The following is a 15,457-nucleotide window of genomic DNA, read 5'->3' as shown; positions in this document are numbered from 1 at the left end:
TCCATGCGAACACTGATTTTAGCCCTTCATTGGCTCGCAGCCTTCAGTTTTTCCACCGAGGTTTTAAGCTGCGATTGGCCTGCGTGGAACCGGGCCAAACAAGCCATGCTGACCAGCGATGGGCGCATGGTCGATGCCTCATCACCACAAAAAGTCACCACCTCTGAAGGACAGTCCTACGGCTTATTTTTCTCCTTAGTCGCCAACGACCCTAAAACCTTTGCCCAGATTTTGAACTGGACTGAGAATAATCTGGCCAAAGGCGACCTGCACCGTAACCTACCGGCTTGGCAATGGGGGCAAACGCCCAAGGGTCAATGGCGTATTTTGGATCCAAATAATGCCAGCGATTCCGATTTATGGATTGCCTACAGCCTGTTAGAAGCCGCTCGGCTGTGGAATAAACCCCAGTACGAGCGTCTAGGTATTAATCTACTCTGGCGTACTACCGCGCAAACCATGCGCAAACTGCCCGGCCTTGGGCTTATGGTGCTACCCGGAGACTATGGCTTTGAAGAGCCTGAAGGTTGGCGACTCAATCCCAGCTACTTACCGCCCCAACTGATGGATCGCTTTGCCCTGATAGATCCCGTTTGGGAGGAAATCGCCCGCAATACCCGACGTTTATTAATCGAAACCAGCCCCAAAGGCTTTGCTCCTGATTGGGTAGGCTGGCAAAGCAATCAACAGTGGGCCGCAGACTCTAAGCACGGTACACGCGGAAGTTACGATGCTATTCGCGTTTACCTATGGGTAGGTATGATGGACTCTAAGGCAGCCCAACGTCAGGAGCTGGTACAACACTTTGCGCCTATGGCCACGCGAACGATGCAAGAAAACCTTCCTCCTGAGCAGCTCGACACCGCAACCGGGAGTTCAAAAAATCATGGCCCGGTGGGATTTTCTGCGGCACTGCTTCCTCTGTTATCAGCCCTACACCAAGAAGCGGCATTAAACACCCAAAAAGCACGCCTGCTCGAAGCACCTCCGGCGGCTGATGCTTACTACAATCAAATGTTGCTGCTGTTTGGTGAAGGCTGGGATCAAAAACGCTACCGTTTTGATCAAGATGGACGTTTACAACCAGAATGGGGAAATCAATGCCGTACTCAGGACTGAAGTATTGGTCTGTGGGACTGAGTTTAGGGTGCTTCTGGTTAGTCTCCGGTATTGCGCAAACCACAGACTCACAAGGACAACAGCAGCTTTTATTAGACCAAGTTCGCTCGGCTGAAGGTCTATACCGTGACGATTTAGTCAGCAGTGCCTTGGGTCGCCTAGAGCGAATTTCCCCCGATGATCCACAAACCCTGTTAGCAGGTATGCGGCTTGCGTTACGCAAAAACGACTCAACTCGTGCTCAGATGCTGCAAGATCGCCTGCATCAGTTAAAGGCTGACCCTAGTCTTATCCAACAGGGCCAAAGCCTATTGCGCCTTTACAGCCCTGAAGGCCAAACGGCCTTACAACAAATTCGCTTATTAGCGATGGCCGGACGTTACCCAGACGCACTACAAGCCTACGACAACTTAGTCTCCAGTAATCCCCCAGACTTTCCAAGCGCTTTAGAATATTGGCGGATTCGAGCGAACGTCAGTGGCCAACGTCCCAATGCCATTGCCCAATTACAGCGTTTAGACCGCATTTATCCCGGTAATACGGATTTGCGCCAAACCCTATCTAAACTGCTGCTGGCCGAAGACCGAGGCCCAGAAGCTCTAAAGGTTTTACAGCAGCTTTCCAGCAATCCCAATGTGCAAGAAAGCTCGGCTCAAACCGAGTTTGACTACCTCAGTACCCTCCCAATCAGCGCAGAAGCTGTTCAGGGTTGGGCTGACTTTATCCAGCGCTACCCAAGCTCCTTTCCACTGACAACACAAGCTAAAACACAGTTAGCCCATCAACAACGCCTGTTAAACGATCCCGCCTGGCAAGCCGGTCAACGGGGTTTACAGTTGTTAGAAGCCAATCAGCTCAATGCCGCCGAAACCAACCTACGTCGAGGGATTGCTAAATACCCCGAGGATGCTCGATTGCATGGCGCTCTGGGTTTAGCCATCTTGCGCCAAACCGGGCGAGCGGACGAGGCCTATGCCGCTTTTAGCGTGGCGGCGAGCAAAGAACAAGACACCTTCTGGATCACCAAATGGCGTGACCTACAACAGGCTACACGCTATTGGATGCTACTGACGCAAGCCGATAACGCTTTAGAGCGCAAAGAGTTTCAGAAAAGCCGCCAGCTCTTCCAACAAGCCCATAAGCTAGACCCAAAGGATATCAATGCCCTCATCGGTCTGGGTAACTTGGCCATTGCAGAGAAAAAACCTGCCGAAGCGGAACAGGTACTGATGCAGGCTCGGCGCATGGATCCACAGGCATCAGAGCCCGTTCGTTTATTGGTCAAGCTGTATTCTGAATCCGCTCCAGAACGCGTTGAGTCCTTTATTCTCAGTCTGCCTGAATCACAACGCAAAACCTACGCTGACACGCTAAGGAACATGCAGGTTGAGCGCCTGAGCCGATCCGCTGAAGAAGCGTTACAACGTAACGACCGCGCTCAAGCGGCCACCTTGCTGCAACAAGTACGGAATTATTCGCCGGATGATCCTTGGCTTGCTTATCGACTGGCAACCATTCAGCACGCATTAGGCAAAACCGCAGAAGCCGACGAAAGCTTTCAAATGTTGCTGCAACGCCAAGGCAACAACCCTGCCGCCCGTTACGCTCATGGCCTATATCTGGAATCAGATGATCGCAATGCCGAAGCCATGAACACCTTAGCTCAGATCCCCGAAACGGCTTGGACAGACGATATGCGTAACCTCGCCCAACGGGTACGACAACGTTTACTACTAGCGCAGGTAGAAACGTTACGCGCCGCAAAACGCCATCTGGCCGCAGAATTACTGCTGTTATCAGACCCTGACCCAGAAAATGCCCGCCGCGTGGCCGAATGGTCTGCGGAGCGTAACGACTTTCCACGCGCCGAACAGTATTACCGCCAATTTCTAAAAGCGATACCCCAGCAGGCAGAAGCGCGCCTTGGCTTGGCTGAAGCCCTCATAGCCCAGCAACGCCCGGATGAGGCGAGACAGGTACTCAACGAGTATCCACTCTCCTTTACCGCTGAGCAGTCTAATGCTCAACGACGACTGGCGAACCTCTACGCAACCTTGGGGGAACAGCAAAAAGCCACGGCCCAATATGAACAGATCGTCGCAGGAGGCCAAGCCGACGGCCTAACCTACCGCGATGCGGCTCGGCACTTTGCTCCCGATCAACCGCAAAAAGCTCTGGATACCTACGCCAAAGGTATGGCTGAAGCCGGTTTAATCAGCCCCCAGCAGGCAGAACCCCGCGATAATGTCGCCGTCACAGAGGCCAGCCGCGCTAACGATCAAGACGACTGGCTGGCCAAAAGCTTGCGCAGTGATGTAGACGAACTCTATCAGGCCCAAAATCCGACTTTGCACGTCTACCAAAACTATGGCTTTCGGAATGACGATGCCGCCCAAGGCACCTCAGATTTAGATGCCAAAACCACTATTGTGCAAATGGATCTGCCCATTGCTCAGGGCAAAGGCTTTGCGCGGGCTGAATACGTTACTTTGGATGTAGGCCGCTTTGATGATGAAGGTAATGGGCGACATCGAGAAACCTTCGGTACCTGTGCTTTAGTCTCTCAAGGCTGCCCGTTGACCAGCGAAAATGACTCTGGAATCGGGTTTGCCCTCGGCTGGGAAAACGATCGCTGGGCCTTTGACTTTGGGCGCTCACCACAGGGCTTTGAAGTCAGTAACTGGCTCGGTGGTGTTACTTATACGGGAGATGACATCGGTATGCTCGGTTGGGATATCACCGCCTCGCGTCGCCCAATGAGTAACTCCTTGCTTTCCTATGCGGGCAGCGTTGACCCCATCACGGGCAAGCGCTGGGGGGGTGTTACCGCCAATGGTCTCACGCTGGGCTTAAGTGTTGATGAGGGTGGCGATCACGGCTTCTGGGCCAATCTAAGCTATCACCGATTTGAAGGCAAAAACGTCGATGACAACAACCGTCACTCAGCGATGGCGGGCTATTACTATCGCTTGATTGAGGAAGCCAATACCCGAATGCGTACCGGGCTAACCCTGATGTACTGGGGCTACGATAAAGATTTAGGCGAATACACCTTAGGCCAAGGCGGCTATTACAGTCCCCAGCAATACTATGCCTTTAGCATTCCGATCAGTTATGGCTGGCGTAGTGCAAACTGGTCTACCTGGTTAGAGGGCTCTTTTGGCTGGTCTCACGCTCAAACGGACAGCAATAACCTGTATTCGGGGGTTAATGTGTCTCAACTGCCCGGCTTTGATCCTAATGCTAACTTACGCTCTACGGGAGGCTCCAGTGACGGCCAAAGCATCCGCTTACAAGGAGCCGTGGAGCGACGGCTAACCGACCATACCGTGTTGGGGGGAAGCTTTTCTTGGCAATACGCGCAAGATTACGCTCCAGGCTATGGCTCACTGTATTTGCGTCACACCTTTGAGCCTTGGCAGGGTAACTTACCCCTACCTATTGAGCCTCTTAAACCCTATGCCGATTTTCGCTAAGCGAATTTGCTCATAAATCGTTAAAAACTCTATTTTTTTAAAAAAAAACTGCTATAATCTGCCCCGCTCTTAGCTTTAAGAGCCCGTCGGGGCGTAGCGCAGCTTGGTAGCGCACTTGCATGGGGTGCAAGGGGTCGAGTGTTCAAATCACTCCGTCCCGACCAAATAAATCAACGACTTAGGCCGGTCAGAAATGATCGGCCTTTTTCGTTTGAGCAAAAGGGGTAAATAAAGGGGTAAACGCAAATCCACGCTAGGGGAACTGTAGAGATAACCTCACCCTGAATAGCTGGTGCTTTATTCAATCCGAAAATCGACAAACCTTAATAGATAGGTGGACGTCTAGGGTTTTCCATGCGCACCAGCAGAAAAGCCCTTTAACTCTTTGATTGAATTCAACTCCTCAAAAATCCCGGCTTTGGTTTTTGAGCCAAGTGCTGACAGGAAAAGGACGAAATTCGTTCTTTTGCCTAGAAAGGGGTTAGTGCTTGGTGGTGAATTAAGCCGATAAGAGGTACAGATCGAAACTAAAACGGGCTCACCAAGGCAAGCCCGCTAGATGGGTGGAAATCTGGCTATAAGCCTAGCAGTGTGGTTTAGGGCTCGGTAGTTGCTCTGTTACGTCCAGCCCACTAAATACGCCATACCCTCGTACCCAACCGGCTTCGACGCTATAGGGATGGGCGACCTGAGTTGCCTTTTGGTGGAGTATCGCGGTAGCTCGTTCGATCAATGCCTTAGATTCTGCCAGTAGCGACTCTTTACTGTGGGGATATTCCGGTAATGGCCCTGCAATACGTTGGGCTTCCTCTAAGGTGGCTCCTAAGCCCATTAACCGTTCTATCTTGGACTTTTGATTCACTTGATCCTGCTGAATTTGTGCCTCTATCTGTCCCGCCTCAGCTACCAGCGCAAAGGCCCGCTCAATCAACTCGCTACGCTCCTGATCCGCCTTCAGATTAGTCAGCCGATATTCACCATGAGCCCGCCGTCCCGCTGCGAGATGGCGTTTAAGGTCTGGAATGCCCCGTCGGCGTAGGGCATTTACATCATTGTCCACTTCGCTCAACAAGGCCGCCAGTTGCCCAAGGGTGCCATCAAAGGCTCCCTCTCGCACCGCTTCGGCCCGTAGCTCCAGAACCTCAGTTGCCAAACGGGTTAATAACTTGAACTGTCGTTGTGTCAGGGAGGTAGGCATTTCAATATCCTCAGTAGGGTTCATCTTGGGTTAGTCCGCGTTCTTGGCGTAGGGCTTGCGTCCGCTCGTGCGCGCGGCGCATCCGTTCAGTAAAGCGCTGCTCTAGGGCTTCTACATCCAAAGCCAGCGTGACCTTGGGCGCGTCATCAAACAGCTTGTGAATCTTGGCCAGCAGCTCGAAGGCTTTTTCCTTGTTCATCAGCACGATCTTTTTGCCGACCTTGGTGTGCTCAAAACCGGCGTATAGGGCTTGGGCCGCTGGGGATAGGTGGCGGGTGTCATGGAATATCACTTGAGATACCCCACGACCAAAGCACTCGGGGCACTTAGGGTTGGGGTCTTTATTGGCATCAAAGCCAATCCCGCCTTGGGGGTCGAAGTCTTTGCCTTGTTCCTCAGCCTCCTGCTCGGCTTGGCGGTATTCGTCTGGGGTGTACTGGTAGCGGAAGTCCTCACCATGGCAAAACCGGCAACAGGCGCGCCGGTGCTCCACCAATTCGTTCACATCCCCAAAGGCAATAAAAGTCAGGGTCTGGATTAGGCGCTGCTTCTCGGCCTCTACGTCCCCGATAAGCTGCTTGAGGCGGTAGCCGAGATAGGTTTTTACCCTGTGTTTTGCAACACATCGGCTGGCTTCTGCTGAGGCATTAGCCGCATTTTTAGGCCGGTAGCCCGCCTCTAAATAGGCTCGGGTGGCATTTAAGCCATTGGCTAAAAAGTACTCCACAAACATCAGCTCTTTTAGGCTGATCCCAAAGGCTTTAGCTTGGGCTTGATAATCCATCGGCTCATTCATGGGCGACCTCCTGCATGGATTGTTGGGCCTGCTGCATGGATTGTTGGGCCTGCTGCACAGCATGGCGCTCATGCCGTGTACGCTCATGGGCATAGCGGCCTAAAGCTTCTATATCTGCTAGCACCCTGAGTAAATGGGCTCCACCTTTGAGTTCGTCAAACTCAGGATTGAGCTCACGAACACGCCGCAAAACCTCTTTGCCCTCCTGAGCCAAGGACACCAACTGAGTCAGCGCCGCCCGATCCTTAGCGCTTCCTTTCGATAGGGTCAGGGTCAAACGGCTGTAGCCTTTGATGAGTTGCCGATGCAAGCCCTCTAAGGACAGCCCTAAGCCCCGCTCCAGCAAGGGTAGCCGCAGCTCCACGCCCTCAAGGTCGGGATCATCAATACGGCCTAAGAGGTAGTCCGTGGGTACGCTGTAGGTATCAGCCAAGCGCATCACATTCACCAATGGCGGCAACCTTTGGCCGGATTCTGCCAATGAAATTTGAGTCATCTCTTTATGACCGAGTGCATCAGCGGCTTGGCGTTGACTAAGGCCCGATGCCTGACGAGCGCCCCTTAACCGCTGGCCTACAACCTGAGCCAGATCTTTGCGTTTAATTCGGTCGAGAATGATTGCCATATGCTGCCTCACTCAGTGCTGAATAAGGCTTATGGTGACGCGGAATGGGAAAGGCTTTATTCCGAGGTTTCCGAAAATGAATAAGGGGCTAAAAAAGGGGTGATACTCAGATTTGAGCATCACTAAGGGCATGGACAGATTAGGTCAGGCCCACCGATCCTCGTTTCTGAGGATCGCTCCAAACTGGTGAGCGCTGCCACGTTTTTGCTTTTCAGCCCGATGCTCAAATCTGAGCAACGCTCCAGTGAGTTGAAATCTACCCACTGTGTGGAAATTAACACGCAGGGTTAAGACGCAGCGCCAACCGGAAGAAAATTCCGGTTAGTAGCGGTTACGGTTTTTTCGTAACTGTCCAGATCCTCAGATTTGAGGATCATTAAACACTCTGCTGAACATATGGCTTTTCAGTGGAAACCAGTGCTTTGGAAACCATCCATTCGGGTGTCCTAATTCCCAGAAAACCTCGTAATCAATTACCGGAAAACATGGGAATTGAATCCCATAAAACCTCGGAATTGATACCCGGAAAAGCGGGTATGAAGAATGACTCAGGTTTGGGCCGTGTCGTTACCACCTTCTCCGATTTCAAATCGGAATACTCCCAGCTAACGCACCAGCACTACGACGGCTGGATCTGCTCCGGTGAGTTTCGGTCGGAACCGATGCCGGAATTCCGTCATCGAGCAATGCACGAATTTCGCTCATTGGTAGGCCGTAACCTTGGCGTAACCGTAACCTTGGCGTAACCGTAACCATCACAGAGTGTCGAAAATAACACTGAGTGTCAGAAACGCCACTTTGTGTCGCTCGAACAACCCCAGTCGGGGAATTCCACGACCGATACAAGGTTCAGGCGACACCAGTGGGCGGGTAGTAATCTCGGATTTCCCGATATTACTCACCAATACGGGAGGGTTCAGGGTCGCACTGGAGCCATGACAGGCAAAACAATCAATTTGACAGAGTTGAGTCTTATCAATGGGTTAGTGGTGCTGCTTTTGAAGTCCGAAAAGCTGATAAGGTCGGCGAATTACCGACCTCTTTACTCACACTCAGAAGTGCCTATTGATTTACTTGGGGAATCACCCGAGTTTAATTGCCCTTAGTCACGCTCGCAGGGGGCTTATTTGCGCCGCCGAAATTCGTCGCCACAAAATCCACTTATCTCACGCTCGTGGGGGTGTCGCCTTTTAATCGGCTGAAACCTGAGCCGATTGGCTCCCTAGCATTGCACTCCACTGGATAGCTGGTGCATCACCAACCCCATGAGCAACCAATCAGCAACCACCTAGAGCCCAGCACCAGCAAGGGCTTTACCTTGCGTGCAGATATATCAGCAACCCTATGATGAACCTGAGCTGAGCTTTTGGCTTAGCGAGAACGGAAGACCTCCTGAATGTTCAGGAGATGGAACATCAGCTGAGTTTTCAGCCAATGTATGCGGGCAGATAACAGGAAGCCCCACAACCCTAGCAAGACACCCACTCCAGCCTATAACTGGGCAGATAAGCGGGCACTAACAGGAGGTGTTCAATGCCAGTGCTTGAGTTAAACCACCTGTATTTAGAACCTCGTCATCTAACCCTACTGCAACACATACTGCACCAGCAGGTTCCCCACGCTGAAGTATGGGCCTATGGTAGTCGTGTTACTGGTGGTGCCCATGAAGCCAGTGGTATAACTGGTACTGCGCGCTTTGGACGTGAGGGGCCGCCGTAGCGGCAAAGCCGCGGAGGTTGAGCGCCATGTTAGGGGTTGTTGCCACCGAAAAGCGCCCAGAGATCGAAGACGCGGACAACAAAGGTAAGTAAGCCGCCACCGGCAACGAGAGTTGTAACAAGCCAATGCTCTTTCGCCCACTCACCAATGACAGCAGGGGTAAATCCGTACTGTTCAGCCCAGGTTGCTTTGGTCTTAAGGCTTTTGTTCGTCGTTCGCTCAAAGATGTTCGCTAAGGTATCGACTTTCCGCAGAGTGGACTGATGCAGTTTGACGAACTCCTTGTTGTCAAATGCCGCCGCCTCCTGCTTTCCCGTCATGAAGTCTTTGGCGGTAATTTTGTTCAGTTCAATCAGCATCTCCAGCCTTGGGTGACCGATATAGCCAACGCCGTAGATGTCCACGAGCGCGCGCGAAAGGTCAAACTTTCGATCTTCTGATACTTGAATAGGTGCGCCGCCTAGAACGCGGTATCTATGTTCGATCGCGGCAAATCCGTAGTTGACGTCCCGCATGTTCCAATGAATCCAATTGCAGTGCTGGCGAGTGCGCAGGAAATCAAAAAAGCGATCTAGCATATGGCGTTCGAGTGCGTCGTAGTGCTCAGCGATTTGCTCGAAGGCGACGTGCTGTTCCTCTGCTATTTGATGAATCGAGAACGAGTCCGTTTGCCCTGAAGCAAGATTTCTAACGGCAAGCGACGTGACGCGGGGTGTTTTGCCGTCAGTCTTATCGTAGAAACTCTCGCATGAATAGTGAATCACCAAAGTCGTCGTGGCCTGCTCAAGCAGAGCATCCAACCTCGATACGACGTCCTTGCGGCGCTTTAGTCTTTTGAGTTCACGGCCCATAGTCGAGTGTGTCAGATGTCATGTGGATACCCCTAACGCCGCGTTAAGCGGCTGCCGGGCCGATAACGCTTGGGTTGAAGATGTGGCGTCCCCGGCAGTCCGCTTGAACGCATAGTTAGGCCGCAATCTCCCGAATTGCATCAATGAGGCCGTAATAGAGAATGGAATCTGCTACACGCGCCTCAGGATGCGCATATGCGACCACAAACTTTCCAGGCCTATATTCATGGTACGCGATGCCCCTTGAGGTTTGCCTCCATTCCGGCGGCCTGTCAAATGCGACAAGCCAATGAAATGTATCGCTGACGCCACAACAAATTATTAAATCTGCTTGATACAGACTCACTTGCCTATTTAGAAATGCCTTGTCTTGCTCCGCAATAACTGCAATTTCACTCGGATCAGACGTGTGCGAACCCGGACTTTTTTTAAGATTAACGGCGGCAACTGACCTTAAAGCCTTTGCTCTCCTTTCATTGTCAACTTGCTCTAAATCTTTCCACGGAATATCAATTGAGAGATTACGGATTCCTTCAATCCAGCGAGTGATGTTGTTCCATGTGTAGGAACGACCGCCATCTTTGATGAATTGCCTTAAATCCCAGTCTCCGCCTTCTGGATCGTTAACCTCTTTCAGCATAAAAAGTATTCGTCGTTCACTTGACGAATACGCATCTTCATCTACCGCCCCATCGGCCACAAATCTCGGCCTTGCGGCCCGCCACTCTTGGAACAATGCATCTTCTTGCGCTTGAATACCCATTGCCGTCTCCTTTGCGGCCTAACTATTATTAGACACCACTTGGTGCATAACCTACCAAACGGGTCTGGTGGATAATCTTCTGTTTTGATTACTAGAAACCTTCTAGGCTAAGCCTTATGGCAGCTCCATGACTGAATAAGAATGTTATGCACCATAAAGAATAGGCCAGATCTACCTTAGCCGATCTGACCTGAGTGAAATTTAAGTTAGTTGGCTGTCTTATTTTTTATTTAACCCGCTTCAACCTCTTCCCTTTGTTCTTCTTCCTAATCCTTCGTCCCAGCGCTTCAGGGTCAAAATCAGGATGCCGCATCACTTCGGTAATGGAGGACAAACACGCCTCCAGCACCGGCCCATGCTCCTTGCGTTGGGCTTCACGGCTGGCACTGTTCTCTGAGCCCGGTACAAACACCAGCCCAAAGAAGGGTGGTTCGTCGCCCATTTGCTCCACTACCCATGCGTGGTCGGCTGAGTTGACGTTGAGCAGCACCAGCAGCTCATCCAGTCCCAAGGCATCGTAGATAGCCTGATTGATAACCAGATCCCCGCCTAACTGAATCTGCTGGCGAAGCGTTTCCGCCAGTTCTTGGATACGGTGGCCCTTGGCGGTTTGCTCCAGTCGTTTGATGCGGGCTTGATCGAAGGGGCTTGGGTTGTTGGGTAGCTGGAGCCGTGCCTTTCTGATCTGAGCTTGGCGCTCCCCTTGGATCTGATGCCGCAATTCAGACAGCACTCGACACAGACGGCGGCGCACCAGCAGTTGGGTACGAATGCTCAGACCTTGTTTTGCATCTAAGGCCCACAGGCGTTTAAGTAGGTCTTGGTTAGTCATGGCGGGCCTCCTTGGGTTGGTTCTGGTAGTGCTGGTGCAGGGCTTGGCCTTCGGGACAGTAGCGCTTGATGGGAGCCCAGCAGTTAGGGCAGGCCAGCAAGTGATTTAGGTAAGCATCACGGGCTTGGAGCCATTCCGCTGGGGCTATCTGGGCTGTCCAATGGGTGGTGTGTGCTTGGGGTTCCCCCTGTCCCGCTGAGTCAGGCTCGTGGGGCATTGTCCGTTGTTCGGACATTGGCGGCGGACACCAACGCGGATCGCGGCGTATTCCCTCAGCCAGTACCCAAGGATCAGTGGCGGCCTGTTCCTCTAAGTCGCAGGGTTCAAGAAACCCCTGTTTCAATAGGTAGTCCCCTGAGCAGCCCAGCAGATTGGCCACCCGCACCAGCAGGGTATGAGGAGGGAGGCCTGTGCGATTTTGCATAGGTCTCCAAGTACCGGCTAAGGCCTTGGAGAGTTCTTCATTGGTCAGGAAGCGTTTGGCATTGGGTACAGCGACCACGCGCAGCAGTGAAACCCCGTGTTTCAGGCGGGCATGGGTGTGTACTTCCTCCACTGAGCTGGGGCTGAAGTGTTGGATGGTTTGCGCATTATCCAGCACCAGCAGATACAGCTTAGGGTGAGTGGTGGTCGGTTGTGGGGGCTCGGTGGTGGAGTCAACCGCCTTGGCCTGAGCCTCCAATTGGGCGAATAGGTTGGATAGAGGGTTCAGCGTCATCATTGGAACGTCTCTCTAGAATTTCAAAATCCAAGGGACGAAGGGACAAAGCAGCTACACGCCTAGAGCTACGCGGCTTTGAGCTGTCCCTAATACTCAGGGACAGCGCGGTTTAAGCAGGAATCAAGGGACAGAAAAAAAGGCTGTATTTCTATAACCCTTAAAGGTGTGTCCCTCCTGTCCCTTTCCTTTTTTATTCAAGGGACAGTATGAATCGGCTTAAACCCGCGTATTTATTGGCTCTGCTTGGTGTTCGTCCCTTTGTCCCTGCTGTCCCTTAAAAACAAGGTTCCTATGGGGAATGGGTTTATTTGGGCTCTAGCTGTTCCGGGTTGATGACGTAGAAACTGGGCCGATAACGACCTCCTCCGGGAATGGATTGTTTTTTGGTGTAGCGCTTCTGGCCTTTTTCGATATCGCGCTCGCTCAGGGCTCCAGCGGTATCCAGCGCAAGGGCGATCCGGCTGAGGCCATAACCGGGCGCGGCTTCGGTTAAGGCTGCACTGTTAAACAGATACAGCAGCTCCGAGGGCGTTTTACGCCGGTATCCAGCGCGGTTAAGTACCTTGGTGTCGGGCTCTACGGCTTCAATATCGGAGAAGCGGCTATCCCCATAACGCTCAATAAAGGTCGCAATACTGGCGAGGATCTGACGGTCTTCGGCATTACCACTGCCCACCCGCTCTAGCCATTCGCGGTACAGGGTTTTGCTGTCGGCCAAGCTGGTGCCCAGAGGCCACGGCAGTAAGCCGTAACCGATGGCCATCTCTCCGGCCAGTGCTATGACGGCGAAACGGTCGGCTACCCGTCCGGCCTGAGCATTGTCGGCTACGAATTGGGCGCGCACCTTGGAGAAGGATTCCGCCAGTCCTTCATAGCTCTTGTAGGCAATCAGTTGCTCGACAAAGGCGGGGCCTAAATGCCCATAGTGTTGGCCGACCAGCAGAGTGATGCTGCGGTGGAAGTCTTCACCGCTAAGGCTGTGCAGCTCATCAAAAGCACCGTGGGTTCGGGTACCGGCGTTCACATCCACCATGCGTAACTCGGCCCCGGCATGGGCGGTGTTACCACTGATGGCCGCGTGTTCACTGAGGGAGCGTTCCCCACTGGATAGGGTAAGCAAACGCCAGTTCAGTTTGACGCGGCCTTCCCGCTCGCGGTTCATGGTGCCTTTGCCCACGCCATTGGCGAGGCTGTAGGCCATTTCCTGTATGTCCTTGGGGTTGGCGCGTTTGATTTCGTCCAGACTGAGCAGCGTGTCATTGCGGCTGGCGGCTTCAATCTCCAGCCCGTTCTTGGTCATGCACCAGCTCGCCCCAAAACCCGCTGGCCCCGGATCGCCCCACACCGAAGCGCCGACCAGTTGCGCCAGTGATTTACCCTTGGAGCTGTCACCGACCAGATGCACACCACCTCCGTTTACGCCTACCAGACTGAGCAAGGGGCCAGCCAGAGCACAGCCCACCGATAGGGTGAGTACCGGATTACCCAAGCACTTGCTGGCCACCTGTTGTTGCCACGGCTCCAAGGTTCCTTTGCGTTTAAACAGGTTGGGGCTGCGGCCACTGGACTGGTAGCGCACGCGGTCACTGCCCAGAGTACCTGTCGGCAGGACAAAAACACCCGCTGAGTGCCAGCCGGGACGGGCGGTGGTTTCGTAGGTATCGGCGGGCTGTTGATCCAGCAGGTACTCCATAAAGAAGGTACGTTTCTTCAGCGCGATGATGACCCCCATGCCAAACAGGGTACGCCGGGCCTCTTCACCACTGCCGCCAAACACCTCCATCGGCATGATCCACTCTTTCACCCCTGAGGCGACGTGTAGTTTAAGCAGGCGGCCCTCCATGCCGTCATCGGTGCAGATTGTCCGCGCTAATACGGTCACCGGTGTAGCAATCCAGTCGTCCACTAAGGGGCGCTCTCGGTCGCTGTCGGGATCTTCGTCGGCTTTGTGAAAGCTGTGCCAGTACACACCGGGTTTGAGCTTGCGGCCTTTTTCGTTGATGACCCAATGCTCATACACGCCCCAGCAGGGGCGATCCGGTTCAATGCTGACCAGCTCAGCGCGCACCAAGGGAATCACGTTGTTGGAATCAGTCATGGTGAGCACTCCAAAGCGCCAAGTCGTTGAAATCGGTTAAGGACAGCGGGGCATCTGCAGGGAAGTTGGGAAATACCAATTCAGCACTCAGGGCTAAGGCCGCAGCATTGGCCTTCATGCGTCCCGGATTGCCGTCGGTGAGGCGGTCGTCATCACCGGCGACGATCAACGCCAGATCGGGATAGCGGGCCTTGAGTTGTTGGCCAGCCGGGAGCAGGTTGCCCGCGTTCATCGCACAGGCCACAGGGCATCCGGTGTACTGGTGCAGGGTTGCGCCAGTGGCCCAGCCTTCACACAGATACAAAGGTTTACCCTGAGCAATTACCCCCATCGGGCTGTAACAGCCTTTAACCTGCCCACCACTCAGGAAGCGTTTGCAGCCATCGGGTTGGATGAATTGCAGGTTCACCAGTTGGCCGTTATGGATCAGCGGCACCAGCAAGGTATTCCCTCGCTGGCGCAGACCGTAGGCCGATACTTTTTTGGCTACCAAATACGCATGATTGGGGTTGGCTAGCAGTGCCCGTTGCCAAATCCCTCGGGCCTTCTCAGCCGCCTGCTGGTGCCGCTGTTGTTGTTCGGCTTGGCGTTGGGCTTTGACCTGCTCGATGCGCTGTTGAATCAGTTCGGCCTCAATGGGGTCAGCCGGTTGGCGGCTGCTCCATGTTCCAGTTTGGCCCAGCTTCCAGCTACCAAAGGCACCACTGGCGATGTTGTCCAAAAAGCCCACATACCAACCGTTACGGGTACCGGATTTGTCCTCTGGTACGCGGAAGCGGTGGAAGTGGCCATCCATCATCGGTACAAAGTCCAGCCGCCCGAAGGCGGCTTCCAGTGCGTCCTTAAACGCCCATTCTGCTTTTTCAGGCATGAGCGATCCTGTCCCCGCTAAGGCAGGGTTTTTAAAGTCGGTCATGGTTAGTCCTCGGTGGGGGCGTTCAGCAGATCAGGGTCAAACTGGTCGCACAGCTCATAACCTGTTTGTTGCACCAGCACGGCTAGGGCTTTGGCTGCATTAGCTAAACCGCTTTCCAATTCATGATGCAGGTGGTGTTCACTACCATCGGCCCCCAGCAGATCAGCAATGGCGCTTAAACCAAGTCCGGCACAGGTCAGGGTATTGGCCCGCTCATAAGCCAAAGCATCATTGTGGCGGCGATTGATCGGAGGGCGGCTCATGGAGTCACCTCCAGCGCTTGAGCCAGACTCAGACGTTCTTCAGCACCTCGGCTTAAATCCGTCATCACCAGACTGAGGTT

At 53.4% G+C, this 15,457-nt stretch carries 14 protein-coding genes and 1 tRNA gene; 5 read left to right on the top strand and 10 right to left on the bottom strand.

All coding sequences use genetic code 11. The features are described from left to right. Positions 1-3: 3 nt before the first annotated feature. The 3 genes from bcsZ to LX59_RS11665 all read left to right on the top strand — a co-directional run bounded on the left by bcsZ (position 4) and on the right by LX59_RS11665 (position 4,759). Positions 4-1,119, top strand: a complete 1,116-nt coding sequence (gene bcsZ / locus LX59_RS11675; protein WP_144572052.1) for a cellulose synthase complex periplasmic endoglucanase BcsZ — start codon at positions 4-6, stop codon at positions 1,117-1,119. Further along, positions 1,101-4,595: a cellulose synthase complex outer membrane protein BcsC gene (bcsC, locus tag LX59_RS11670; protein WP_144572051.1), complete on the top strand. Its 3,495-nt coding sequence runs from the start codon at positions 1,101-1,103 to the stop codon at positions 4,593-4,595. Before bcsZ ends, bcsC begins: the two co-directional genes overlap by 19 nt. Positions 4,596-4,682: 87 nt before the next feature. Beyond that, positions 4,683-4,759 (top strand) — tRNA-Pro (locus LX59_RS11665). Between the two features lie 419 nt (positions 4,760-5,178). On the opposite strand, the gene LX59_RS11660 is transcribed toward LX59_RS11665, so the two are convergent. From LX59_RS11660 to LX59_RS11650, 3 genes are read right to left on the bottom strand one after another with little or no spacing between them, the layout of a single operon-like run. After that, complete coding sequence (locus LX59_RS11660) at positions 5,179-5,793, bottom strand: hypothetical protein (protein ID WP_144572050.1); 615 nt, start codon at positions 5,791-5,793, stop codon at positions 5,179-5,181. Between the two features lie 10 nt (positions 5,794-5,803). Beyond that, a complete protein-coding gene (locus LX59_RS11655) occupies positions 5,804-6,589 on the bottom strand; it encodes a terminase small subunit (protein WP_170234368.1) in 786 nt (261 codons plus the stop codon). Next, positions 6,582-7,214, bottom strand: a complete 633-nt coding sequence (locus LX59_RS11650; RefSeq protein WP_144572048.1) for a helix-turn-helix domain-containing protein — start codon at positions 7,212-7,214, stop codon at positions 6,582-6,584. Before LX59_RS11650 ends, LX59_RS11655 begins: the two co-directional genes overlap by 8 nt. A gap of 407 nt (positions 7,215-7,621) precedes the next feature. Between LX59_RS11650 and LX59_RS11645 the strand changes: the two genes are divergently transcribed. Next, positions 7,622-7,960 (top strand): hypothetical protein, encoded by a 339-nt coding sequence (locus LX59_RS11645; protein WP_144572047.1) that lies wholly within the window; start codon positions 7,622-7,624, stop codon positions 7,958-7,960. 787 nt (positions 7,961-8,747) lie between these two features. After that, a complete protein-coding gene (locus LX59_RS11640) occupies positions 8,748-8,933 on the top strand; it encodes a hypothetical protein (protein ID WP_144572046.1) in 186 nt (61 codons plus the stop codon). Positions 8,934-8,962: 29 nt separating this feature from the next. Here LX59_RS11640 and LX59_RS11635 read toward each other — a convergent pair whose 3' ends face one another. The 7 genes from LX59_RS11635 to LX59_RS11605 all read right to left on the bottom strand — a co-directional run bounded on the left by LX59_RS11635 (position 8,963) and on the right by LX59_RS11605 (position 15,377). Then, complete coding sequence (locus tag LX59_RS11635) at positions 8,963-9,784, bottom strand: hypothetical protein (protein WP_144572045.1); 822 nt, start codon at positions 9,782-9,784, stop codon at positions 8,963-8,965. A 115-nt stretch (positions 9,785-9,899) separates the two neighbouring features. Further along, on the bottom strand, positions 9,900-10,547 hold the full coding sequence (locus tag LX59_RS11630) for a hypothetical protein (RefSeq protein ID WP_144572044.1): 648 nt from the start codon (positions 10,545-10,547) through the stop codon (positions 9,900-9,902). Positions 10,548-10,773: 226 nt separating this feature from the next. Beyond that, positions 10,774-11,379: a hypothetical protein gene (locus LX59_RS11625; protein WP_144572043.1), complete on the bottom strand. Its 606-nt coding sequence runs from the start codon at positions 11,377-11,379 to the stop codon at positions 10,774-10,776. Then, positions 11,372-12,100, bottom strand: coding sequence for a hypothetical protein (locus LX59_RS11620; RefSeq protein ID WP_144572042.1), 729 nt, complete (start codon positions 12,098-12,100; stop codon positions 11,372-11,374). Before LX59_RS11620 ends, LX59_RS11625 begins: the two co-directional genes overlap by 8 nt. A gap of 304 nt (positions 12,101-12,404) precedes the next feature. Further along, on the bottom strand, positions 12,405-14,198 hold the full coding sequence (locus LX59_RS11615) for a DUF927 domain-containing protein (protein ID WP_144572041.1): 1,794 nt from the start codon (positions 14,196-14,198) through the stop codon (positions 12,405-12,407). Beyond that, positions 14,191-15,069, bottom strand: coding sequence for a toprim domain-containing protein (locus LX59_RS11610; protein ID WP_144572227.1), 879 nt, complete (start codon positions 15,067-15,069; stop codon positions 14,191-14,193). Before LX59_RS11610 ends, LX59_RS11615 begins: the two co-directional genes overlap by 8 nt. 47 nt (positions 15,070-15,116) lie before the next feature. Further along, positions 15,117-15,377: a hypothetical protein gene (locus LX59_RS11605; protein ID WP_246118638.1), complete on the bottom strand. Its 261-nt coding sequence runs from the start codon at positions 15,375-15,377 to the stop codon at positions 15,117-15,119. Between the last annotated feature and the right edge of the window lie 80 nt (positions 15,378-15,457).

The sequence above is a fragment of the Azomonas agilis genome (assembly GCF_007830255.1).
GTDB lineage: Bacteria > Pseudomonadota > Gammaproteobacteria > Pseudomonadales > Pseudomonadaceae > Azomonas > Azomonas agilis.
The sequence above is the reverse complement of the archived record's forward strand: the minus strand, read 5'-3'. Positions and strand labels throughout refer to the sequence as shown.

Bases quoted from the DNA above. Each gene is read 5' to 3' on its own strand.
- bcsZ (WP_144572052.1), top strand. From the start codon at position 4: ATGCGAACACTGATTTTAGCCCTTCATTGGCTCGCAGCCTTCAGTTTT.
- bcsC (WP_144572051.1), top strand. From the start codon at position 1,101: ATGCCGTACTCAGGACTGAAGTATTGGTCTGTGGGACTGAGTTTAGGG.
- LX59_RS11660 (WP_144572050.1), bottom strand. From the start codon at position 5,793: ATGCCTACCTCCCTGACACAACGACAGTTCAAGTTATTAACCCGTTTG.
- LX59_RS11655 (WP_170234368.1), bottom strand. From the start codon at position 6,589: ATGAATGAGCCGATGGATTATCAAGCCCAAGCTAAAGCCTTTGGGATC.
- LX59_RS11650 (WP_144572048.1), bottom strand. From the start codon at position 7,214: ATGGCAATCATTCTCGACCGAATTAAACGCAAAGATCTGGCTCAGGTT.
- LX59_RS11640 (WP_144572046.1), top strand. From the start codon at position 8,748: ATGCCAGTGCTTGAGTTAAACCACCTGTATTTAGAACCTCGTCATCTA.
- LX59_RS11635 (WP_144572045.1), bottom strand. From the start codon at position 9,784: ATGGGCCGTGAACTCAAAAGACTAAAGCGCCGCAAGGACGTCGTATCG.
- LX59_RS11630 (WP_144572044.1), bottom strand. From the start codon at position 10,547: ATGGGTATTCAAGCGCAAGAAGATGCATTGTTCCAAGAGTGGCGGGCC.
- LX59_RS11625 (WP_144572043.1), bottom strand. From the start codon at position 11,379: ATGACTAACCAAGACCTACTTAAACGCCTGTGGGCCTTAGATGCAAAA.
- LX59_RS11620 (WP_144572042.1), bottom strand. From the start codon at position 12,100: ATGATGACGCTGAACCCTCTATCCAACCTATTCGCCCAATTGGAGGCT.
- LX59_RS11615 (WP_144572041.1), bottom strand. From the start codon at position 14,198: ATGACTGATTCCAACAACGTGATTCCCTTGGTGCGCGCTGAGCTGGTC.
- LX59_RS11610 (WP_144572227.1), bottom strand. From the start codon at position 15,069: ATGCCTGAAAAAGCAGAATGGGCGTTTAAGGACGCACTGGAAGCCGCC.
- LX59_RS11605 (WP_246118638.1), bottom strand. From the start codon at position 15,377: ATGAGCCGCCCTCCGATCAATCGCCGCCACAATGATGCTTTGGCTTAT.